Origin of the sequence: Staphylococcus warneri (assembly GCF_900636385.1) — a bacterium.
Lineage (GTDB): Bacteria > Bacillota > Bacilli > Staphylococcales > Staphylococcaceae > Staphylococcus > Staphylococcus warneri.
On sequence record NZ_LR134269.1, the window covers coordinates 1,086,736 to 1,111,261 of the forward strand.

At 32.0% G+C, this 24,526-nt stretch carries 20 protein-coding genes, 1 riboswitch and 1 other annotated feature; of the genes, 19 read left to right on the plus strand and 1 reads right to left on the minus strand.

From position 1 onward, the window contains the following. Positions 1–126: 126 nt before the first annotated feature. Positions 127–1,485, minus strand: a complete 1,359-nt coding sequence (locus EL082_RS05365) for an amino acid permease (protein WP_015364915.1) — start codon at positions 1,483–1,485, stop codon at positions 127–129. 348 nt (positions 1,486–1,833) lie between these two features. Between EL082_RS05365 and EL082_RS05370 the strand changes: the two genes are divergently transcribed. The 19 genes from EL082_RS05370 (at position 1,834) to tig (ending at position 24,387) form a co-directional block, all read left to right on the plus strand. Beyond that, the gene (locus EL082_RS05370; protein ID WP_002467394.1) at positions 1,834–2,952 is read left to right on the plus strand and encodes a citrate synthase; all 1,119 of its coding nucleotides are present in this window, start codon (positions 1,834–1,836) and stop codon (positions 2,950–2,952) included. A gap of 56 nt (positions 2,953–3,008) precedes the next feature. Continuing rightward, complete coding sequence (icd, locus tag EL082_RS05375; RefSeq protein ID WP_126474884.1) at positions 3,009–4,277, plus strand: NADP-dependent isocitrate dehydrogenase; 1,269 nt, start codon at positions 3,009–3,011, stop codon at positions 4,275–4,277. 261 nt (positions 4,278–4,538) lie between these two features. After that, positions 4,539–5,249, plus strand: coding sequence for a response regulator transcription factor (locus tag EL082_RS05380; RefSeq protein ID WP_002467392.1), 711 nt, complete (start codon positions 4,539–4,541; stop codon positions 5,247–5,249). Continuing rightward, positions 5,249–6,943, plus strand: coding sequence for a two-component system histidine kinase PnpS (pnpS, locus tag EL082_RS05385; RefSeq protein WP_015364916.1), 1,695 nt, complete (start codon positions 5,249–5,251; stop codon positions 6,941–6,943). The genes EL082_RS05380 and pnpS overlap by 1 nt, the downstream gene beginning before the upstream one ends. A gap of 153 nt (positions 6,944–7,096) precedes the next feature. Beyond that, entirely contained in the window at positions 7,097–9,727 is a 2,631-nt protein-coding gene (gene polA, locus EL082_RS05390; RefSeq protein WP_049415047.1) for a DNA polymerase I, read from the plus strand. Positions 9,728–9,741: 14 nt separating this feature from the next. After that, positions 9,742–10,614 (plus strand): bifunctional DNA-formamidopyrimidine glycosylase/DNA-(apurinic or apyrimidinic site) lyase, encoded by an 873-nt coding sequence (gene mutM / locus EL082_RS05395; protein WP_002466023.1) that lies wholly within the window; start codon positions 9,742–9,744, stop codon positions 10,612–10,614. A 15-nt stretch (positions 10,615–10,629) separates the two neighbouring features. Further along, on the plus strand, positions 10,630–11,232 hold the full coding sequence (coaE, locus tag EL082_RS05400; protein WP_002466017.1) for a dephospho-CoA kinase: 603 nt from the start codon (positions 10,630–10,632) through the stop codon (positions 11,230–11,232). A gap of 259 nt (positions 11,233–11,491) precedes the next feature. Further along, entirely contained in the window at positions 11,492–12,517 is a 1,026-nt protein-coding gene (gene gap, locus EL082_RS05405) for a type I glyceraldehyde-3-phosphate dehydrogenase (protein ID WP_002466024.1), read from the plus strand. Between the two features lie 285 nt (positions 12,518–12,802). Then, positions 12,803–13,273, plus strand: a complete 471-nt coding sequence (nrdR, locus tag EL082_RS05410; protein WP_002451763.1) for a transcriptional regulator NrdR — start codon at positions 12,803–12,805, stop codon at positions 13,271–13,273. Then, a complete protein-coding gene (locus tag EL082_RS05415; RefSeq protein WP_002466027.1) occupies positions 13,274–14,656 on the plus strand; it encodes a replicative helicase loading/DNA remodeling protein DnaB in 1,383 nt (460 codons plus the stop codon). Then, positions 14,657–15,577 (plus strand): primosomal protein DnaI, encoded by a 921-nt coding sequence (gene dnaI / locus EL082_RS05420; RefSeq protein ID WP_049415042.1) that lies wholly within the window; start codon positions 14,657–14,659, stop codon positions 15,575–15,577. It begins immediately after the preceding gene. Positions 15,578–15,944: 367 nt separating this feature from the next. Then, entirely contained in the window at positions 15,945–17,882 is a 1,938-nt protein-coding gene (gene thrS, locus EL082_RS05425; protein ID WP_103286285.1) for a threonine--tRNA ligase, read from the plus strand. A 50-nt stretch (positions 17,883–17,932) separates the two neighbouring features. Then, positions 17,933–18,106, plus strand: a riboswitch (Lysine riboswitch). 197 nt (positions 18,107–18,303) lie between these two features. Next, positions 18,304–19,800: an amino acid permease gene (locus tag EL082_RS05430; RefSeq protein ID WP_002466018.1), complete on the plus strand. Its 1,497-nt coding sequence runs from the start codon at positions 18,304–18,306 to the stop codon at positions 19,798–19,800. Between the two features lie 61 nt (positions 19,801–19,861). Beyond that, positions 19,862–19,985 (plus strand) — a sequence feature (ribosomal protein L20 leader region). Positions 19,986–20,012: 27 nt separating this feature from the next. Beyond that, complete coding sequence (infC, locus tag EL082_RS05435; protein WP_002466019.1) at positions 20,013–20,540, plus strand: translation initiation factor IF-3; 528 nt, start codon at positions 20,013–20,015, stop codon at positions 20,538–20,540. A gap of 30 nt (positions 20,541–20,570) precedes the next feature. Beyond that, a complete protein-coding gene (gene rpmI, locus EL082_RS05440) occupies positions 20,571–20,771 on the plus strand; it encodes a 50S ribosomal protein L35 (RefSeq protein WP_002451769.1) in 201 nt (66 codons plus the stop codon). Between the two features lie 55 nt (positions 20,772–20,826). Continuing rightward, on the plus strand, positions 20,827–21,183 hold the full coding sequence (rplT, locus tag EL082_RS05445) for a 50S ribosomal protein L20 (RefSeq protein ID WP_002451770.1): 357 nt from the start codon (positions 20,827–20,829) through the stop codon (positions 21,181–21,183). A 178-nt stretch (positions 21,184–21,361) separates the two neighbouring features. Then, positions 21,362–21,970, plus strand: a complete 609-nt coding sequence (locus EL082_RS05450) for an NUDIX domain-containing protein (RefSeq protein ID WP_002467531.1) — start codon at positions 21,362–21,364, stop codon at positions 21,968–21,970. A 19-nt stretch (positions 21,971–21,989) separates the two neighbouring features. After that, entirely contained in the window at positions 21,990–22,910 is a 921-nt protein-coding gene (locus tag EL082_RS05455; RefSeq protein ID WP_049415037.1) for a hypothetical protein, read from the plus strand. Between the two features lie 172 nt (positions 22,911–23,082). Further along, positions 23,083–24,387: a trigger factor gene (gene tig / locus EL082_RS05460; protein ID WP_015364922.1), complete on the plus strand. Its 1,305-nt coding sequence runs from the start codon at positions 23,083–23,085 to the stop codon at positions 24,385–24,387. Positions 24,388–24,526 lie beyond the last annotated feature (139 nt).

A 24,526-nucleotide genomic window follows, 5' to 3' on the forward strand; every position in this document is an offset into this window, starting at 1 on the left:
ATGGTGGGGCTATGGAAGAAAAATTTAGATTGTATGTAAGTGTGTGATATTAAATAAAAAAAGCCAGTAAATGATTTGATGATAAATCATTTACTGGCTAATTATTTACTTGTTTAAAGTTTAACGTTATTTAGATTCTGTACTTGCTTTTTTATATCTCCAATACATTAATCCTAATAATACAAACCATAAAGGTGTTAAATAAATTGCGCGTCTAGTTGTTTCATTAACAAATAGTAAACCGAATACTAAGATAAAGAATAATAAGATGACGTAGCCCATATATTTACCACCAGGTAATTTATATGTAGACGCCTTGTGTAATTCTGGATTTTTACTACTGTAATTAATATAAGCAATGATAATTAACGCCCATACGATTAGGAACAATACTGTAGATAATGTTGTTACATATGTGAACACCAATGTTGCATCTGGGAAAATGTAATTCAATAATGCTGCAATTAATAGTAATGCAGAAGATCCAATAATTGCTACATGTGGCACACCGTTTTTGTTTGTCTTGCTAAATGCAGGTGGTGCCTGTTTATTATCAGATAATCCGAACAACATTCTACTGTTTGAGAAAATACCACTATTACATGATGATGCTGCAGCAGTTAATACAACAAAGTTGATTAAACCAGCTGCAAATGGAATACCAATAAGTGTAAATAATTTAACAAATGGACTATTATCTGGGTCGACTTTATCCCAAGGAATGATTGACATGATCACTGCTAGGGCACCGACGTAAAAAATTAAAATTCGAATTGGTACGCTGTTAATTGCCTTAGGAATAGTTGACTCAGGATCCTTTGTTTCACCGGCAGTTACACCAATCATTTCGATACCAACGAACGAGAACACTGCCATTTGGAATGACATGAAGAAACCTGATGCACCTTTAGGGAATATACCGTGGTTATATAGATTAGTTAAACTTGCATGTCCAAATTGTGTTTTGTATGCAAATAAAATCATAATAGCACCAACGATTATTAACCCTATAATGGTTACAATTTTAACAATCGAGAACCAAAACTCTAATTCTCCAAATAACTTAGCACTTAACAAGTTAAATGACATTAAAATAAGTACACAGAATAATGCGCTAATCCAGTTAGGTATATGTGGGAACCAGAAACTAACATATTTAGCTACTGCGGTAACCTCTGCCATACCAGTTATTATCCAACATAACCAATATGTCCACCCAGTAACAAATCCTGCAAATGGACCTATATATGTATTAGTTACGTCCGCAAAAGATTTGAAATTTGTGTTTTGAATAATAATTTCGCCTAATCCACGCATAAACATGAATAGCATGAATCCAATAAAAATGTACGTGAGTAGTATTGAGGGACCCGTCATGGCAATCGTTTGTCCAGCGCCCAGGAATAATCCTGTCCCAATAGCGCCTCCAATGGCAATTAATTGCACATGGCGATTGCTCAATTCTCTTTGTAGATTATCAGCCATAAGACCTCTCCCTTACTTTTAGATAATTATATTATGCACTTAAATCGCTTTTTATACAATTTATTTATTAAAAAAGTGTTAAAATACACTTCGAGATAATTAGCAATTTATAATCAAGCATGATAACCAAATAAAAACTTTGTATTCAATTTAATTTTCAAAATAATTTAAAAGGCCAAAATGTTGGTTTCATGGTACTTAGAACATTTTTAACATTTAAGTTATATATGAATCAAAACCAAACTTACATATATATAGTAATTTATTTTGTTTCACAAAAACTTAATAATTAGCTATAATACTAGTTGAAAGCCATTTCATAAAGAAATAGTAAAGGGGAAATTTATCATGGCAGAATTACAAAGAGGTTTGGAAGGGGTAATTGCAGCTGAAACTAAAATCAGCTCAATCATCGATAGTCAATTAACATACGCAGGATATGATATTGACGATCTTGCAGAAAATGCCCAATTTGAAGAAATCATCTTTTTATTATGGAACTATAGATTGCCAACTAAAGACGAATTACAAGAACTTAAATCAAAATTATATGAGTATATGACACTTAATCCTAGAGTGTATAAACATTTTGAAGAGTATGTAACTGACAAAGTACATCCAATGACTGCATTACGTACTTCAGTATCATACATTGCTCATTTTGATCCAGACGCTGAAGATGAAGCAGATGAAAAGAAATATGAAAGAGCAATTCGTATTCAAGCAAAAATCGCATCATTAGTAACAGCATTTTCACGTGTACGTGAAGGTAAAGAACCATTAAAACCAAATTCAGATTTAAGCTATGCTGGAAACTTCTTATACATGTTAAAAGGTGAATTACCTACTGATATTGAAGAAGAAGCATTTAACAAAGCATTAATCTTACATGCTGATCACGAATTAAATGCATCAGCATTCACAGCTCGTTGTGCAGTATCTTCTTTATCTGATATGTATTCAGGTATTGTAGCTGCTGTTGGTTCATTAAAAGGGCCTTTACATGGTGGTGCTAATGAACGCGTTATGGCTATGTTATCTGAAGTAGGTTCATTAGATAATGTAGATAACTATTTAGACGAAAAAATAGCAAATAAAGAGAAAATTATGGGCTTCGGTCACCGTGTATATAAAGAAGGCGACCCTCGTGCTAAATATTTACGAGAGATGAGTAGAAAAATTACTGAAGAAACTGGACAAAGTGAATTATATGAGATGTCATTAGCTATTGAAAAACGTATGAAAGAAGAAAAAGGATTAATTCCTAACGTTGATTTCTTTAGTGCGACTGTTTATCACAGTATGGATATTCCACATGATTTATTTACACCAATCTTCGCAGTAAGTCGTACATCTGGTTGGATTGCACACATTCTTGAACAATACAGAGATAATAGAATCATGCGTCCAAGAGCAAACTACATTGGTGAAACGAATCGTAAATATGTTCCTATTGAAGAAAGATAATCAAATCATCTATAGTATTAGGTGAATTTAAACAAATTACTTGGAGGTCAAATTTTATGACAGCAGAAAAAATTACTCAAACTAAAGATGGATTAAATGTACCAAACGAACCAATCATTCCTTTCATTATCGGTGACGGAATTGGACCAGATATTTGGAAAGCAGCAAGTCGTGTTATCGATGCTGCAGTTGAAAAAGCTTATAATGGTGAAAAACGTATCGAATGGAAAGAAGTTTTAGCTGGACAAAAAGCATATGACAATACTGGTGAATGGTTACCACAAGAAACTTTAGACACAATTAAAGAATATCTAATTGCTGTTAAAGGGCCATTAACTACACCAATTGGTGGCGGTATTCGTTCATTAAATGTAGCATTAAGACAAGAATTAGATTTATTCACTTGCTTACGTCCTGTACGTTGGTTCCAAGGTGTACCGTCACCAGTTAAACGTCCTCAAGACGTAGATATGGTTATTTTCCGTGAAAATACTGAAGATATCTATGCAGGTATTGAATTCAAAGAAGGTACGCCTGAAGTTAAAAAAGTGATAGATTTCTTACAAGATGAAATGGGAGCAACTAATATTCGATTCCCTGAAACTTCAGGTATTGGTATTAAACCAGTTTCTAAAGAAGGTACTGAAAGATTGGTTAGAGCTGCTATCCAATACGCAATCGATAACAATCGTAAAGCAGTAACTTTAGTTCACAAAGGTAACATTATGAAATTTACTGAAGGTTCATTTAAACAATGGGGTTACGATTTAGCTCATAATGAATTTGCTGATCAAGTATTCACTTGGCAACAATATGATGAAATTGTAGAAAAAGAAGGTAAAGATGCTGCGAATGAAGCTCAATCAAAAGCTGAACAAGAAGGTAAAATTATTGTTAAAGACTCAATCGCTGATATCTTCTTACAACAAATCTTAACTCGTCCATCTGAACATGAAATTGTTGCTACAATGAATTTAAATGGTGACTATATTTCAGATGCGTTAGCTGCCCAAGTTGGAGGAATTGGTATTGCACCAGGTGCAAATATCAACTACGAAACAGGTCATGCTATCTTTGAAGCTACTCACGGAACAGCGCCTAAATATGCTGGTTTAAACAAAGTAAATCCATCTTCTGAACTATTAAGTTCAGTATTAATGTTAGAACATTTAGGATGGCAAGAAGCTGCTGATAAAATTACAGACTCTATTGAAGCAACAATTGCTTCTAAAATTGTTACTTATGACTTCGCTCGTCTAATGGATGGTGCGACTGAAGTATCAACTTCTGAGTTTGCTGACGAATTAATCAAAAACTTAAAATAATAGATGTTATTAAAGTAAACGGATTGGGAAACCAATCCGTTTTTTTATTAAGTTTTTGTAAATTCCTAGTGTTTTAATATCATTTTTTATAAAAAAATGATAGTTTAATTAATGAAATGACAATATTAATCCAATGTTACCTTAATATAAGTAGCATATTAAATGGATTGTTAAGTTTATGTAAATTTGATGTGTAGGTATGTTATTTGTATTTAAACATCAGTTATAATAAACATGTAATTTAAATGGGGGAGGCACATCATGTCACAAAAAGTATTAGTCGTTGACGATGAACAATCGATCGTTACGTTACTTAAATATAATTTAGAAACAGCTGGATACATAGTAGAAGTAGCCTATGACGGTGAAGAAGCACTACAAAAGGTTGAATCGTCTCAACCAGATTTAATTGTATTAGACGTCATGTTACCGAAAAAAGATGGTATTGAAGTTTGTAAAACAATTAGATCTGATAAAAATTTAGTACCTATTCTTATGCTAACTGCTAAAGATGATGAATTTGATAGAGTATTAGGTTTGGAACTGGGTGCTGATGACTATATGACTAAACCTTTCTCACCTAGAGAAGTCGTGGCAAGAGTTAAAGCAATATTAAGACGTTCACAATTTGTAAATGAAGTCGAGCATAATGAGACGGATGATGAGGATATTATTATTGATTCAATTCGCATTCGTCCTGAATTTTTCGAAGTATATAAAGATGATGAGTTATTAGAACTCACACCAAAGGAATTTGAATTATTACTTTATCTTATTGAACGACAAGGTCGTGTCATTACAAGAGAACATATGTTGAATTCTGTATGGAATTATGAGTTCGCTGGTGATTCTCGTATCGTTGATGTCCATATTAGTCATTTGAGAGACAAATTAGAAGAAAACCCTAAACAACCTAAATTGATTAAAACTGTAAGAGGATTAGGCTATAAATTGGAGCGTCCTAAAAGTTAATGTTGAAATTTCACCATCGTCTTTTAATATTAATTAGTACCATTACGATTATTAGTTTTATAGGTTTAGGTGCTATTGTCCACAACATGATTTATCAAACATTAACTCAAAATCAAACTAAAGAACTCGAAAAAGAAGCACGTAACTATGTTAGTTTATATAATGATAATAAAAAAAGTGAAATTAAAAATATTGCAAATAATCAAGAAAATATCATCGTTATCAAAAAAAATGATAAAGTGATATTTACGACAAATAAAAAAGAAAAAATAGATAAACGCATAGATAACGAAGCTAATCCTTCACAGTTAATTCATAAAAATACAAAACTTGGTTTGAAGTATACTTTCAAAAGTCAAATTGATGATAAAACTGTTTACATAAGTGGTATTAATGATGAAATATTAGACCTGCAAAAAGAAATGTGGAAGTATCTATCAATTGTAGGTGTGATTGTATTAATCACAGTTTATCTAGCTAGTAGAAGTATCAACCGTACATATATTCGACCTATAAATGAAGTGACATATGCTACGTCATTACTAGCAGATGGTTATTATCATGTTCGTGTACCTGAAAGTAATGTCAAAGAGACTAAGGCTTTGTTTGTAACAACCAATGAGCTTGCTAGACGTCTACAAAAATTAAATAACAGACAAAAAATTCAATCTAATAGATTGAAAACGACATTGGAAAATATACCTAGTTCAGTGCTAATGATTGATAAGCATGGTGAAATTGTCGTGGCAAACTCGGCATACTATGAAGTATTTAGTCCGGATCAAAGTGTGGAAAATAAAAGTTATATTGGTTTTATAAATGATAAAATCGAAAAATTAATCATGGAAAGTTTTAGAACTGAGAAAGTGATTTATGAACAGATTGAAGTAGATATTAATAATGTTCACACAAAATATTTTGATGTATCATGTGTACCAATTCTTTCTAAATCAAAGAAAAAGCTACAAGGTATGGTTGTTGTATTACATGATATTACTAATTTGCAAAAGTTAGAAAATCTACGTCGAGAATTTGTAGCAAATGTATCTCATGAACTTAAAACACCAATTACTTCAATTAAAGGATTCGCTGAAACGTTAATTGAAGGTGCGAAAAATGATGAAGATTCGCTTAATATGTTCTTGAATATCATCTTGAAAGAATCAAACAGAATTGAATCACTTGTGATGGATTTACTAGATTTATCCCATATTGAACAACAAAATGAAATTACAACGAGTTATATGAATTTATCAGAATTAGCTTATACAACGATAGATAATTTACAAAATCAAGCTCAGAATAAAAATATAACAATTGAATCTAATATTGAACAGGACGTTATTTTCAAAGCAAATGAAAATAAAATTGCTCAAGTTATTACGAATTTATTGTCAAATGCTATCAATTATTCAACCAATGATAATAAAGTCATAGTAAGTGTGTATCGTGAAGGTAAAAAAGTAAACTTAGAAATTCAAGACTTCGGTATAGGGATTAGTGCTGAGGAACAGAAACATATTTTCGAAAGATTTTATCGAGTTGATAAAGCACGAAGTAGAGATTCTGGAGGTACTGGGTTAGGATTATCAATCACTAAGCACATTGTTGAAGCACATAATGGAAGAATTAGTGTAGTTAGTCGCTTAAATGAAGGTTCGACCTTTAAAGTGACGTTTATTGATGAAGATTAAAAATATTAAGAACCACACCCTATTGATTGAATTCATATAGGTATGTGGTTCTTATTTTAGTTATATGAATTGTGAGGCAATGGTACTTTATGTTTAATGACCATACATTGTTTATGCTAAAATATATTTAAATATGTGCTGGAGGTTTATAACGTGAATAAATTAGTATTAATTGATGGTAATAGTTTAAGTTTTAGAGCATTCTATGCTTTGCCATTACTTTCAAATAAGGCAGGCATACATACAAATGCAGTATATGGCTTTGCGATGTTACTAGAAAAAATTCTTAAAGAAGAACAACCTAATCACTTTTTAGTGGCGTTTGATGCAGGTAAAACAACTTTCAGACATTCTAAATATAGTGAATATAAAGGTGGCAGACAAAAGACACCACCTGAATTAAGTGAACAATTTCCATATATTCGTCAATTATTAGATGCATATCACATAAAAAGATATGAATTAGAGAATTATGAAGCAGATGATATAATTGGTACTTTGAGTAGAGAAGCGGACAAAGCTGGGTTTGAAACTATCATTATTACAGGTGATAGAGATTTAACGCAACTCGCTACGGATCATGTCACAATTTACTATACTAAAAAAGGTGTAACAGATGTTGATCATTATACACCTGAATTTATCGCAGAAAAATATAATGGATTAACACCAAATCAAATTATTGATATGAAAGGGTTAATGGGTGATACTTCTGATAATATACCAGGTGTAGCTGGCGTAGGTGAAAAAACAGCGATTAAATTACTAAATCAATTCAATACTGTAGAAGGTGTCTATGACAATATAGAAAGTGTTTCAGGTAAAAAGCTTAAAGAAAAGCTTGAAAATAGTAAAGATGATGCTTTAATGAGTAAAGATTTAGCTACTATTAATGTTGAAAGTCCAATCGAAGTTAAATTAGAAGATACTAAAATGGATGAGCACTTAGATGAAACTGAAAAAATTGAGCTCTTTAAAAAATTAGAGTTTAATCAGATATTAGCAGAAATAGATTCAGTAGAGGCAACACAAGAACAAAAAGATAAAACTTTTGAAGTTGAGTCGAATTTTGATCACATTAATTTTTCAGATTTAGATGAGGCAACCATTCATTTTGAACTAGAAGATAGTAATTATTTAAAAGACAATATATTAAAATTTGGACTTTATACTGGGGAACATCATGTTGTAATTAATGCAGATGAGATTAAGCAATTTTCAGATTTAGTCAATTGGTTAGAAAACCCCAATACAGCCAAAACTGTTTATGATGCTAAGAAAACTTATGTTGTTTCACATAGACTAGATATCGATATTCAAAACATCCAGTTTGATGTGATGTTGTCTAGTTATATCATCGATCCATCAAGAACGATTGACGATGTGAATTCAGTTGTTTCTTTATATGGACAACATTATGTGCAAGATAACGTGACTATTTATGGTAAGGGTAAAAAGCATCATGTACCAGAAGATGAGATCTTAAATAAGCATGTTGCATCAATAATTGAAGCGGTAAGTGAATCAAAAGCTGAAATGCAAAAACAGTTGAAAGAATATAACCAAGAATCATTATTAGCAGATTTAGAACTACCGTTAGCTGAAATATTAAGTGAGATGGAAGAGATTGGAATCTTTACTGATGTTAAAGATTTACAACAAATGGAGAAAGAGATACAAGAAAAGCTAGATGTTTTAATTAAAAATATTCACGAAGCTGCCGGTGAAGAATTTAACATCAATTCTCCAAAACAACTTGGCGTAGTGTTGTTTGAAACACTAGAATTACCTGTGATTAAAAAAACAAAAACGGGCTATTCTACTGCTGTCGATGTATTGGAACAGTTACAAGGCCAACACCCAATTATTGATTATATTCTAGAATATCGCCAATTATCAAAATTACAATCTACTTATGTAGAAGGATTACAAAAAGTGATTAGTGATGATCATCGTATTCACACACGTTTTAACCAAACATTAGCGCAAACTGGTCGCTTATCAAGTGTTGATCCAAATTTACAAAATATACCTATTCGTCTAGAAGAAGGTAGGAAAATTAGAAAAGCATTTAAGCCTACATCATCTGATAGTGTTATATTAAGTGCCGATTATTCTCAAATTGAATTACGGGTTTTAGCTCATATTACTCAAGATGAAAGTATGAAAGAAGCATTTATTAATGGGCATGACATTCATACTGCTACTGCAATGAAGGTTTTCGATGTGGAAGCGGATGAAGTTGATAGTTTAATGCGTAGACAAGCGAAAGCAGTTAACTTTGGAATTGTGTATGGCATTAGTGATTATGGGTTAAGCCAAAGTTTAGGAATTACACGTAAAAAGGCGAAAGCATTTATTGATGATTATTTAGATAGTTTTCCAGGAGTCAAACAGTATATGTCAGATATTGTGAAAGATGCTAAAGCACAAGGTTTTGTAGAAACATTATTACATCGTCGTAGATATATTCCAGATATTACTAGTCGTAATTTTAATTTAAGAAGTTTTGCAGAAAGAACGGCAATGAATACGCCAATTCAAGGTAGTGCGGCAGATATTATCAAATTAGCTATGGTGCAATTCAATAAGGAAGTACAACATACTGATTATCACGCGAAACTATTATTACAAGTTCACGATGAATTAATCTTTGAAGTTCCAAAAGATGAAGTAGCATCGTTTAGTAAGTTTGTAGAAGAAATTATGGAGTCTGCATTAAAATTAGATGTGCCACTAAAAGTTGACTCAAGTTACGGTGCGACGTGGTATGATGCAAAATAAAGGAAGGTTTGAATATGCCGGAATTACCAGAAGTAGAACATGTTAAAAGAGGAATTGAACCATTTGCCGTAAATACTACTATTAATAAAATAACTTTTTCTGAAAATGTAAAAAAAGGTAAAGAAGATGGACGAGAGACGATTATCAAAGGAATGACACTCGAAAGTTTTCGACGCTTAACAGAAGGCTATACAATTAACCAAATAGAGCGAAGAAGTAAATATATTGTATTTTATATTAATCGTGATGCAGAGCAACGTATTTTAATTAGTCATTTAGGTATGGCAGGTGGTTTCTTCGTTGTTAATCATTTAGAAGAGATTAATGTGCCTAATTATCGTAAACATTGGCAAGTTATTTTTGAATTAGATAATGGAAAAAAATTAATCTATTCAGATATTCGTCGCTTTGGGGAAATTAGAAATGTGAGTAGTTTTGATTCATATCCTTCATTTTTGAGCATAGCTCCGGAACCCTTTGACGAAGAAGCACTGCAACATTTTTTAGATTGTACGAATAAAAAGAATTATTCTAAAAAACCGATTAAACAAGTGATTTTAGATCATAAAGTTATATCTGGCTGTGGAAACATTTATGCATGTGAAGCGCTATTTAGAGCAGGTATTTTACCTAATAGACTAACACAAGAATTATCAAATCAAGAAAAAGAAATGGTGTTTTATCATGTTCGATCTGTATTAAATGAGGGTATTAAATACGGAGGAACTAGCATTTCCGATTATCGTCATGCTGATGGTAAAACAGGGGAAATGCAGTTACATCTGAATGTATATAAACAAAAATATTGCAAGGTATGTGGGCACTCAATTGAAACTCAAGTCATCGCATCTAGAAATAGTCACTATTGCCCGACTTGTCAGAAATAAAGGAAGCGTGAAAATATGTCAAAAGTAATAGGACTTACTGGTGGTATCGCATCAGGTAAATCAACTGTATCTGAATTGTTAACTGCATTTGGTTTTAAAGTAGTAGATGCTGATACAGCTGCAAGAGAAGCAGTTGCTAAAGGAACACCAGGTATAGAGAAAGTAAGAGAAGTTTTTGGCGATGAAGCTATTGATGAAAATGGTGAGATGGACAGAAAATATATGGGTGATTTAGTATTTAATTATCCAGGTGAACGTATTAAGTTAAATGAAATAGTCCATCCTATAGTTAGAGAAATAATGGAAGAAAAGAAGCAACAATTTTTAAAAGAAGGCCATAATGTTATTATGGATATTCCTCTTTTATATGAAAATGAATTGCAAGATACTGTTGATGAAGTATGGCTTGTTTACACATCAGAAAGTATTCAAATCGATCGTTTAATGGAAAGAAATGATTTAACTCAAGAGGAAGCAAAAGCAAGAGTATATAGCCAAATATCTATTGATAAGAAAAGTAGAATGGCAGATCATGTGATTGATAATCTTGGAGATAAACTAGAACTAAAGCAAAATTTAGAACGGTTGCTTAGTGAAAAAGGTTTTATCGAGAAATAATTCAAAAAGAGATTTTTATTAACCCTGAGACATTAATAAATGCCTTAGGGTTTTATTATGTGAATACTTACTTTAGAAATTTTCTGTTTTTTTAGTTTTGATAATCTTAAATTCATTGTTATTTAATAACTAATTCTTATTAAGTTTGATTAAAATTTGTATTTGTAAAGTTTTGGTAAACGCTTTCAAATGTAATTTATTATGTTATACTAATGCCATAAAGTATAACATATAAATTAATGGTCAAGGGGTGCTTTAAATGACAACGAATATAGCAATTAACGGTATGGGTAGAATAGGTAGAATGGTATTAAGAATTGCATTGAAAAATGAAAACTTAAGCGTAAAGGCAATTAATGCAAGTTACCCTCCAGAAACAATTGCACATCTTATCAATTATGATACAACTCATGGTAAGTACGATGAGAAGGTAGAAGCCATTGAAAATGGCATTCGTTATAAAAACCAAGATATCAAATTAGTTTCTGATAGAAATCCTGAAAACTTACCTTGGAAAGAACTTGATATAGATGTTGTCATCGAAGCAACTGGTAAATTCAATCATGGTGATAAAGCTATTGCACATATCAACGCAGGTGCAAAAAAAGTATTATTAACAGGTCCATCTAAAGGTGGCCATGTTCAAATGATTGTGAAAGGTGTCAATGATGATAAATTAGATGTTAATAAATTCGATATTTTCAGTAATGCATCATGTACAACTAACTGTATTGGCCCAGTTGCAAAAGTATTAAATGATGAATTTGGTATCGTGAACGGTCTGATGACTACAGTACACGCAATTACTAATGACCAAAAGAATATTGATAATCCGCATAAAGATTTGCGTAGAGCACGTTCATGTAATGAAAGTATTATTCCGACATCTACAGGCGCAGCTAAAGCATTAAAAGAAGTGCTACCTGAAGTAGAAGGTAAATTACATGGAATGGCATTAAGAGTACCAACTAAAAACGTTTCTCTTGTAGACTTAGTAGTAGATTTAGAACAAAATGTAACAGCTGATCAAATTAATGACGCTTTCAAAAATGCAAATTTAGATGGTGTATTGGATGTAGAAAGTGAACCACTTGTTTCAGTAGATTTTAATACAAATCCTAATTCTGCAGTAATTGATGCACAATCAACAATGGTTATGGGCGATAATAAAGTTAAAGTAATCGCTTGGTATGATAATGAATGGGGATATTCAAATAGAGTTGTTGAAGTAGCAGAGCAAATTGGTAAGTTGATAGAATCTCATAAAACAGTAGAAGCTGTGTAAAATTAATTTTTAAGAGACTGTCAGTCTAATCTTTAATATGAAGGTTAGATTGGCAGTTTTTTGTTCAAAATAAAATGTAGATGCCAAAGTTATCTAGAAATTAAATAGAAAAAAGTTGACTTTAACATCATTTTTGAAAATGTCACATTTTTTATTTAGGTTGTTATATTTAATGATATAAATTAGTTTACACTTTTAGACATATAATTTAAAAGGTGCTTTCTTTTGTAACGTGTGAATTTATAGTATAATTGAGCATAATCTAAATAGAAAAGGGTGACAATCATGAAATGCCCAAAATGTAATTCAACACATTCAAGAGTAGTAGATTCACGTCATGCAGAAGATGCGAACGCGATTCGTCGAAGAAGAGAATGTGAAAATTGTGGTACAAGGTTTACAACATTCGAACATATAGAAGTGAGTCCATTAATAGTAGTGAAAAAGGATGGAACTAGAGAACAATTTTTAAGAGAAAAAATCTTGAATGGATTAGTTAGATCATGTGAAAAACGTCCAGTGAGATATCAACAACTAGAGGATATAACTAATAAAGTGGAGTGGCAATTAAGAGATGAGGGGCATACTGAGATTTCATCTAGAGAAATTGGAGAACATGTAATGAACTTATTAATGCATGTAGATCAAGTTTCTTATGTTCGCTTTGCCTCTGTTTATAAAGAGTTTAAAGATATTGACCAACTGTTAGCTTCAATGCAAGGTATTCTGAATGATAATAAACGGAGTGATTTATAAATGGGGTTAAATTCCTTTGAATTAGGTTTAAGACCACAAGATAGTTTTGAAGTGATTCAAGATTTTTATTTAAATTCACAGCATCTTGAAATATTAAATCGACTGTTTACACCTTTAATTGGGCCTCAAGCAATTGGTTTATATCACTTTATGCATCAATTTTCAAATGATGTTGAGCAACCACTCACCCATTATGTCATTATGAATGAACTTAAAGAAAATTTAATCGACTTTAGAAATCAAATGGATTTATTAGAAGCCATTGGTTTGATGAAATCATTTGTAAAACATGATGAACAACAAACACATTTTATATATCAATTGATTCAACCTCCGTCACCATCTCAATTTTTCAATGATCCTATGTTATCTGTATTTTTATATAGTGAAGTTGATAAAAAAAGATATCAGGTTCTAAAGAAACATTTTGAACAAACTTTTAGAGATTTATCACAGTATCAGCAAACAACCAGAAAGTTTACAGATGTCTTTAAAGTACCCAATAGAATATTAGATATCGATACACAAAATATACCTAAAGCGAGTGAATATCAAGGATTGGATTTATCTAATGAATCTTTTGATTTTGATATGTTGAAACAGATGTTACATAACCATTTCATCTCAAATGAAATAGTGACAAAGGATGCTAAAAGTCTAATTGTTCAACTCGCAACTTTATATGGTTTAACGGCTGATGCGATGAAACATATTATATTGAATTCAATTACAAGTGCGCAGCAATTATCTTTTGAAGAGATGCGTAAACAGGCACGTTCTTATTATTTAATAGAACATGAAAATCAATTACCTAAGTTAGAATTGAATAAAAACATTAAACACAGTGACATTTCGACCCAAAATAATGAAATTCCTGATCCTGAAAATGACACGGAACAATGGCTTCAACTGTTAGAACAGACGAGTCCGATTGATATGTTAGCATCTTGGTCTGAATCAGAACCAACATTATCTCAAAAAAATATGATTGAAGAATTAATTCATAGAGAAAAAATGAACTTCGGTGTTATTAACATCTTATTACAATTTGTTATGCTTAAAGAAGATATGAAATTACCCAAATCTTATATTTTTGAAATTGCTTCAAATTGGAAAAAGAAAGGTATAACAACGGCTAAGCAAGCTTATGAATATGCCTTGAAAGTTAATCAACCTAAACCATCAAACGAGAATAAATCACAATCATATCAAGGCTATAATCGTAAAAGTAAATTGGTTTCTAGGGAGAAAACGCCTAAATGGTTAGAAGAAAGAGATAATCCAAACGCTACAGCACTTTCAAAAGATGAAAAAGACGATCAATTTGAAAAGGATAGACAAGCATTCTTAGAACAATTAAATAAAGATTGGGAGGAGGATTAGATGGAAAGCTTTAAGAATATTGTAGGTTCAAATAAAGATTTCGAAAAGAGAATTGCTAAAATACGTCAACAGGTTGTAAATGATCCTGATGTGAAGCAATTTTTAAATGAACACCAATCAGAACTAACCAATGCTATGATTGATGAAGACTTAAACGTCCTACAAGAATATAAAGACCAACAAAAGCACTATGATGGGCATAATTATAATGAGTGTCCTAACTTTGTTAAAGGTCATGTGCCAGAATTATATATTGAAAACGAACGCATTAAAATTCGCTATTTGCCATGTCCATGTAAAGTAAAATATGATGAAGAAAGACTTAATTCTCAATTGATTACATCACATCATATGCAGAGAGATACCTTAAATGCAAAAATTAAAGATATTTATACTACTGGACGAAATCGTTTGGATATTGCAATGCAAGTTAATGATATATGCAAAAAGTTAATTAATGGTGAAAATGTCAAAGGGCTTTATCTGTATGGACCTTTTGGTACTGGAAAGTCATTTATTTTAGGTGCTATAGCAAATCAACTTAAAGCTAAAAAAGTGCCATCTACAATAGTTTATCTTCCCGAATACATTCGTACACTAAAAGGTGGGTTTAAAGATGGTAGTTACGAAAGAAAACTACAAAGAATTAGAGAAGCCAACATATTAATGTTAGATGATATCGGTGCAGAAGAAGTAACGCCGTGGGTTAGAGATGAAGTTATTGGGCCTTTATTGCATTACAGAATGATTCATGAATTACCCACTTTCTTTACTTCAAATTTAAGTTATGATGAATTAGAACATCATTTATCAATGACACGTGAAGGCGCAGAAAAAACAAAAGCGGCTAGAATTATTGAACGCATTAAAACATTATCCACACCTTATTTCTTGAAAGGTGAAAACTTTAGAAACAATTGATATTTTCATAAAATGTTGTATAATAGAATCAAATCTAAATCGTTGAAACTGTTGAAGACATGATAATTTAATCACTGTTACACAGAAAGCCGTTGATTGATGAGAATACGGTTAATATATTAAATTATTACTACTTTAATGCATGGTATTTGTAATGAATACTCGGCTCAAGACCGTTATCTTATGTAGAGAAGTCGTTAAATAACTTATTTTTAAATGAGTAAGGTTTTAACGCTTAACTAGGGTGGTACCACGACAATCTCGTCCCTGATTCAGGGGCGGGATTTTTTTATTTTCTCTACACTTTTACATTGATTTTTATTCAATAAGTCAACGATATGATTTTTATAATTTAGGAGGTAATAGTATGGATCAAATTAATATTCAATTTCCAGATGGTAATTCAAAGGCATTTGATAAAGGCACTACTACTGAAGATATAGCGCAATCAATTAGTCCAGGGCTACGTAAAAAGGCAGTTGCAGGTAAATTTAATGGACAAATGGTAGATTTAACACGACCGTTAGAAGAAGATGGTGAAATTGAAATCGTTACACCAGGTAGTGATGAAGCATTAGAAGTATTGCGTCATTCAACTGCACATTTGATGGCTCAAGCATTAAAACGTTTATACGGGGATGTTAAATTTGGTGTAGGTCCTGTCATCGAAGGCGGTTTCTACTATGATTTTGATACTGAAGAAAAAATTTCATCAGATGACTTTGAAAAAATTGAAAAAACAATGAAAAAAATTGTTGATGAGAATCATAAAATCGAAAGAAAAGTAGTTACTAGGGATGAAGCTAAAGCATTCTTCAAAGATGATCCATACAAATTAGAATTAATTGATGCAATACCTGAAGATGAAAATGTGACATTATATTCTCAAGGGGAATTTACTGATTTATGTAGAGGGGTTCATGTACCATCTACGTCTAAAATAAAAGAATTTAAATTATTATCAACAGCTGGCGCGTACTGGCGTGGAGATAGTAATAATAAAATGCTACAACGTATTTACGGTACTGCGTTCTTTGATAAAAAAGATTTAAAAGCACATTTAGAAATGTTGGAAGAACGTAAGGAACGTGATCATCGTAAAATCGGTAAAGATTTAGAATTATTTGCTAATAGTCAACTTGTTGGTGCAGGTTTACCACTATGGTTACCTAATGGTGCTACAATTCGTCGTGAAATTGAACGTTATATTGTGGATAAAGAAGTAAGTATGGGATATGACCACGTATATACACCAGTTTTAGCAAATGTTGATTTATATAAAACTTCAGGACATTGGGATCACTATCAAGAGGATATGTTCCCCCCAATGAAATTAGATGAGACAGAGGAAATGGTATTACGTCCAATGAACTGTCCACACCATATGATGGTTTATAATAATAAACCACATTCTTATAGAGAATTACCTATTCGTATTGCCGAATTAGGTACTATGCACAGATACGAAGCTAGTGGGGCTGTATCAGGACTACAACGTGTAAGAGGTATGACTTTAAATGACTCACATATCTTTGTTAGACCAGATCAAATTAAAGAAGAATTCAAACGTGTAGTTAACATGATTCAAGATGTATATAAAGACTTTGGATTCGAAGACTACCGTTTCAGATTAAGTTATAGAGACCCAGAAGATAAAGAAAAGTATTTTGATGATGATGAAATGTGGAATAAGGCTGAGAACATGATTAAAGAAGCGGCTGATGAATTAGGATTATCATACGAAGAAGCTATTGGTGAAGCGGCATTTTATGGGCCTAAATTGGATGTTCAAGTTAAAACAGCTATGGGTAAAGAAGAAACATTATCTACAGCACAACTAGATTTCTTATTACCAGAACGTTTTGAACTGACATATATTGGTCAGGATGGAGAACACCATAGACCAGTAGTGATACACCGTGGAGTTGTATCTACAATGGAACGATTTGTTGCATTCTTAACTGAAGAAACTAAAGGTGCATTCCCAACTTGGTTAGCACCGAAACAAGTAGAAATTATTCCAGTTAATTTAGATTTACATTACGACTATGCAAAATCAATACAAGATGAATTGAAATCTCAAGGCGTACGTGTTGAAATCGATGACCGTAATGAAAAAATGGGTTATAAAATCCGTGAAGCTCAAATGCAAAAAATTCCATACCAAATCGTGGTAGGAGATAAAGAAGCAGAAAACAATGAAGTAAATGTTCGTAAGTATGGTTCACAAGACCAAGAGACATTAGAAAAAGATGAATTCATCTGGAATTTAGTAGACGAAATCCGTTTGAAAAAGCATAGATAAACTTGAAATTTAAGCGCAGTTCATGTATATTACAAGTTAGTTAAATAAAAAGTTGAGTTAGAGGTTGCAATATTAAAGAGTCGCTTGTCAGAAGTCTTATGGGACGTATGTTGAACAAGTTAAAGGTAATATTGCCGAAACAAGTGATAACCATAATTATGATTTGTTGGGACAGTTCTCGAAAGAAACTGTACTGTCACAGAATGTGATGAGCTACCTTATATAGATAAAAGCAAAGTGGTTGCATATCTTAAAGGTATGTAGCCACTTTTTTGTTTTAAATTTATAAATAAAAGTAACATGATTAAGTGAGGTATCGTGTAGTCATATAAATGAAGATATAGAACTTAACGTGTTGTTTCTTTAATAAATAATAAAACAAAATCATAACTGCCTCTAAATACAAAGAAAGGAATCTTCTATGAGTAAAAACAAAAGTCAAAACGAAGGTATACAAAGAGGTTTAAAAGACCGTCATATATCTATGATAGCCATTGGTGGTTGTATTGGTACAGGTCTATTTATGACTTCGGGTGGAGCCATTCACAGTGCTGGAGCATTAGGTGCTTTGATTGCATATGCGATTATTGGAGCAATGGTATTCTTCTTAATGACATCACTTGGCGAGATGGCCACATATTTACCAGTTTCAGGATCATTTAGTACTTACGCCACACGATTTGTAGATCCATCACTTGGATTTGCATTAGGATGGAATTATTGGTTTAACTGGGTTATTACTGTAGCTGCAGATGTAACAATTGCCGCGCAAGTCATACAATATTGGTCCCCAATGCAAAGTGTGCCTGCTTGGGTCTGGAGTTGTATATTTTTAGTAATTATCTTTGCACTTAACTCATTGTCAGTTCGAGTATATGGTGAGAGTGAATATTGGTTTGCACTAATAAAAGTTGTTACTGTCATCATATTTATTGTGATAGGTTTATTAACTATTGTAGGTATTATGGGCGGTAAATTCGTTGGTTTTGAAACGTTTACTAAAGGAAGCGGCCCAATCCTTGGTGGCAACTTAGGAGGGAGCTTACTTTCAATATTAGGGGTATTCCTAGTTGCTGGTTTCTCATTCCAAGGTACTGAATTGATAGGGATAACAGCAGGGGAATCTGAAAATCCTGAAAGAGCCGTTCCAAAAGCTATTAAACAAGTATTCTGGAGAATATTATTATTTTATATATTAGCTATATTCATCATTGGTATGTTAATACCTTATGATAGTAGTGCACTTATGGGTGGAGAAAATAGTATCTCTACATCACCATTTACATTAGTATTCAAGAATGCTGGACTTGCATTTGCAGCATCATTTATGAATGCAGTTATTTTAACATCAGTATTATCTGCAGGTAATTCAGGAATGTATGCATCTACTAGAATGCTATATTCAATGAGTAAAGATAAACTAGCGTTTAATTCATTTTCAAAAACGAATAAAAATGGTGTGCCGCACATATCATTAATTGTAACTGGAATTATTGTTGTAGTGATTTTTGCAGTACAACATTTTAGTGGTGATGCATATGAATATATCGTAGCTGCTAGTGGTATGACAGGATTCATTGCTTGGGTCGGTATAGCTGTAAGTCATTATAGATTTAGACGTGCATTTGATAAACAAAATTATGATAAATCTAAACTAAAATATACGGCTAAATTATTCCCATTTGGCCCGATATTTGCTGGATTTTTATGTATTATCGTAATATTAGGTCAAGATGTCGATTTTATTAAAACAGGAGACTTTGATTTAAATAGATTTATTATTACTTATATGGGTATTCCAGTATTCTTAGCATTCTTTATTTATCATAAAGTAAGATATAAAACAAAGAAAATCCCATTAGAACAGGTAGATTTACGTCAAGATGTGTCAATGGAAGAAGTAAGACATCACGATTAATAAAAAAAGTAGTTGACGAATACATTTATTGTTGATATGATTAATAACGTTGAATACGAAACGAACCAAGTAGAAGCTCCCGCTTCTCACCTGTAGCGACGCAACAAGCAGTTGGCAGGTTAATCATGTTACACAATTAATGTGTGAAGAAGAGCGGGTAGTGATACTCGCTCTTCTTTTTTGCTTGGGACAATTTCGTAAAATTCTGGGAGGTGTCAACCATAGCAAAAGATCAGACTCAAATTAATGAGAAAATTCGTGCAAAAGAACTTCGTTTAGTAGGTCAAGATGGTGAACAAATAGGTGTTAAATCAAAACAAGAAGCGTTAGAAATGGCTGAACGTGTTGATTTAGATTTAGTAATCGTAGCACCAAATGCTAAACCACCTGTTGCAAGAATTATGGATTACGGTAAATTCAAATTCGAACAACAGAAAAAAGAAAAAGAAATGAAGAAGAAACAAAAAACAATTAACGTTAAAGAAATTCGTTTAAGTCCAACAATTGAGGAACATGATTTCCAAACAAAATTGAAAAACGGACGTAAATTCCTTTCTAAAGGCGATAAATGTAAAGTTTCAATTCGTTTCAGAGGTCGTGCCATTACTCACAAAGAAATTGGTCAACGCCAGTTAGAAAAATTTGCTGAAGAATGTAAAGACCTTGCAACAATCGAACAAAAGCCTAAAATGGAAGGCCGTCAAATGTTCCTTATGTTATCACCAATTAATGAAAAATAATTAATAATAATTTCTAGGAGGAAATGAATCATGCCTAAAATGAAAACTCACCGTGGAGCAGCGAAACGTGTTAAAAGAACTGGTTCAGGTCAATTAAAACGTTCAAGAGCTTTCACATCTCACTTATTTGCAAACAAAAACACTAAACAAAAACGTCAATTACGTAAAAGTAGATTAGTTTCTAAAAGCGATATGAAACGTGTAAAACAATTATTATCTTATAAAAAATAATACGACTAACGAATAAAGAATAATTACGTAGATAGTATCTAAGGAGGAATTTAATATGCCACGAGTAAAAGGTGGAACAGTAACAAGAGCACGTCGTAAAAAAACGATTAAATTAGCTAAAGGTTACTTCGGTTCAAAACATACATTATATAAAGTAGCAAAACAACAAGTAATGAAATCAGGTCAATACGCATTCCGTGACCGTCGTCAACGTAAACGTGATTTCCGTAAATTATGGATTACACGTATTAATGCAGCAGCACGTAAACATGATATCAGCTATTCACGTTTAATGAACGGATTGAAAAAAGCTGACATCGATATCAACCGTAAAATGTTATCTGAAATAGCTATTTCAGACGATAAAGCATTCGGTGAATTAGTATCAAAAGCTAAAGACGCTTTAAAATAAGCTTAACTCATAAAAGCTGAGACATTTATATGATGTCTCAGCTTTTATTTATATATCTTTCTATTTAAATATAAAATTGTTTAAGCATTGATATAAATTAAGAAGATACGTTAATCATCGCGAATCAAAAATAAGTTTGATAGAATAATATCATAAAGAAAATATAAAGGAGTTTAATATGTCTAAATTTGATGAGCAAATTATAGTAGTGCCAAGAACAACGCTTTTCGATAATGAAAAGAATGCATTCAATGGATTTTTATCAAAAAATGATGAAAAAGGTAATAATATTTTTAATTCATTAAGACAGTATGATGTGAAACGTAGAGGAGACATGGAAGAGGATCCAGGTTTTAAACAACTTATTTCATATTGTTTATTAGAAAATCAAAATGGTGAAATTCTTGTTTATGAACGTCTTTCTGGCGGCGGTGAAGAAAGATTGCACGGACAATCTTCGATTGGCGTCGGTGGACACATGAATGATGTAGTAGGGGCAGATTCAATTAATGAAGTACTGAGAGTAAATGCCCAAAGAGAATTAGAAGAAGAAGTAGGTTTGCCTACTGAAGATTCTCAAAATATGGAATACCTAGGTTTTATCAATGATGACAATAATGAAGTAGGTAAAGTTCATATGGGTGTAGTATTTAAAATAACAGTCAATTCAAATGATGTAGAAGCTAAAGAAACGGATACGCTAAGAATCAAATGGATTGAAAAAGGGAAAATAGAATCATACGATGACTTTGAGACATGGAGTGCATTAATTCTTCAAGATTTATAATAATTGAGGTGCAAATTAAATGTCAGATATCATCCCATTCCCATTATCTGAGAAAAAGCTAAAAGAAGATATTAGAAAAGCTGAATTAAAACAAGACTTTGACAAAATGTATGAATTATTTGAACAATATGAAAGCCAGTTTGAGTTAGATGAAGCACTCTCAATTAAAAAGTGCGATATGCTATATCAAATGGGAGCATTTTTGGAATTGAGAGAAGAAGCTATCATTTTGCTTAAACAAGGTTTAAACAAGTACGATGAGTTAATGATATTTTATGTTAAAAGTTTAAATGGCTTAGAACAGTACTATGAATCAGTAGAAGTGATTAATCAAATTATTGATGAAGTACGAGATCATAAAACCAGAATGGAATTATTCCCGTTAAAAGAATACGCACAATCTAAACTAGATTCAAATCGAGAACAATTGACTCATTCATTAGCTCAATTCAATCAATTAAATACAAGAGAACAAACGCATGTTCTACTTCAACTCATCGATAATGGGCATTATGATTTCAAAGAAACAATTCATTATTTATTAAGTCATGCTAATGTAGAAAATAACATTATAAGTTTGATGTTAGAATACTTAAGATTTGCACAGTCTGAAACTAGCGTCACAATTACCAAATATGGTACAACAGTTGACATTATTCCTAAAGATTTAAGTGGGCTAGAACACACGACTTTAAAATCGATTGTATTGCCAAAAGTGATTGAGAATCTTGAAAATGGCGCCATACATATTGTTGATGAAGCAAGCCATATCATGAATAATCATTCTATATTGCTATATCCCCTTAATATTGAAACGCTATTTCCAATAGAAGATTGGATTGTCGCGTATGATGTTTATTTTAAATCAATGTTAGGTATAGATGATAGTATTGCGAAACAAGAAATTTTATCATATATCTATAAATTAGATAAGCAATGATAACCCCAATTTCTTGCAAATAATGCATAAATCGTTTAACGTAAATTTTAATTGAAATTAGTAATAAATTATTTCGCAAACGTTGCAATTTCAATGTTTGTGTACACAAATGACCTATGCTATAATAGGGAAGTTGAAAAAATAAAATAGTTATTCATGGAGGTATTTATACATGACAGCAACTTGGGAAAAAAAGGAAGGTAACGAAGGATTATTAACTGTTACTGTTCCATCAGAAAAAGTAGATAAAGCATTAGATCAAGCATTTAAAAAAGTAGTTAAACAAATTAATGTACCTGGATTCCGTAAAGGTAAAGTGCCTCGTCCAATTTTTGAACAACGCTTTGGCGTTGAAGCATTATATCAAGATGCAGTAGACATTTTATTACCAGAAGCTTACGGTGAAGCTATTGATGAAACTGGTATTAATCCAGTTGCTCAACCAGAAGTTAACGTAACTCAAATTGAAAAAGGTAAAGATTTCATTTTTGAAGCTACTGTAACTGTTGAACCAGAAGTTAAATTAGGTGACTACAAAGGTTTAGAAATTGAAAAACAAGATTCTGAACTAACAGATGAAGAATTAGAAGAATCAATTAACCATAGTTTAGGCCACATGGCTGAAATGGTAGTCAAAAAAGAAGACGGCGCTGTTGAAAATGGCGACACAGTTAATATTGATTTCAGTGGTTCAGTTGATGGTGAAGAATTCGAAGGTGGACAAGCTGAAGGTTACGACTTAGAAGTTGGTTCAGGTTCATTCATCCCAGGTTTTGAAGAACAATTAGAAGGCATGAAAACTGGAGAAGAAAAAGACGTTGTTGTTACATTCCCAGAAGAGTATCATGCTGAAGAATTAGCTGGAAAAGAAGCTACTTTCAAAACAAAAGTAAATGAAATCAAATATAAAGATGTTCCAGAATTAAATGATGAAATTGCTAATGAGTTAGATGCAGAAGCTAATTCAGTTGATGAATATAAAGAAAACTTACGTAAACGTCTTGCTGAACAAAAAGCGACTGAAGCTGAAAACACTGAAAAAGAAGAAGCAATTAAAAAAGCAACAGACAATGCTACAATCGACATTCCTCAAGCAATGATCGATACTGAATTAGATCGTATGGTTCAAGAATTTGGTCAAAGAATCCAACAACAAGGGTTAGATTTACAAACATATTTCCAAATTTCTGGACAAGATGAGTCTCAATTAAGAGAACAAATGAAAGACGATGCAGAACAACGTGTTAAAACAAACTTAACATTAACTGCTATTGCTGATGCTGAAAATATCGAAGTTTCAGACGAAGATATTGATAAAGAACTTGAAAAAATGAGTGAACAATTCAACATTTCAGTTGAAGATATCAAAAACACATTAGGTAATACTGATATCGTTAAAAATGATGTTCGCATCCAAAAAGTTATCGATTTATTAAAAGACAATGCTAAATTAGTAGAAGGTAGCAAAGAAGACTAATACTATTCTATTAAGCGATATTCAATTTGATATTGTATTGTTTTAATAACATTGATAGGTAGGATGAATAAGATATATTATCTTGTGGGGTGGGGCCATGAGTTCAATCTGTTATAGTTTGAATTCAGTCCCACTCCTT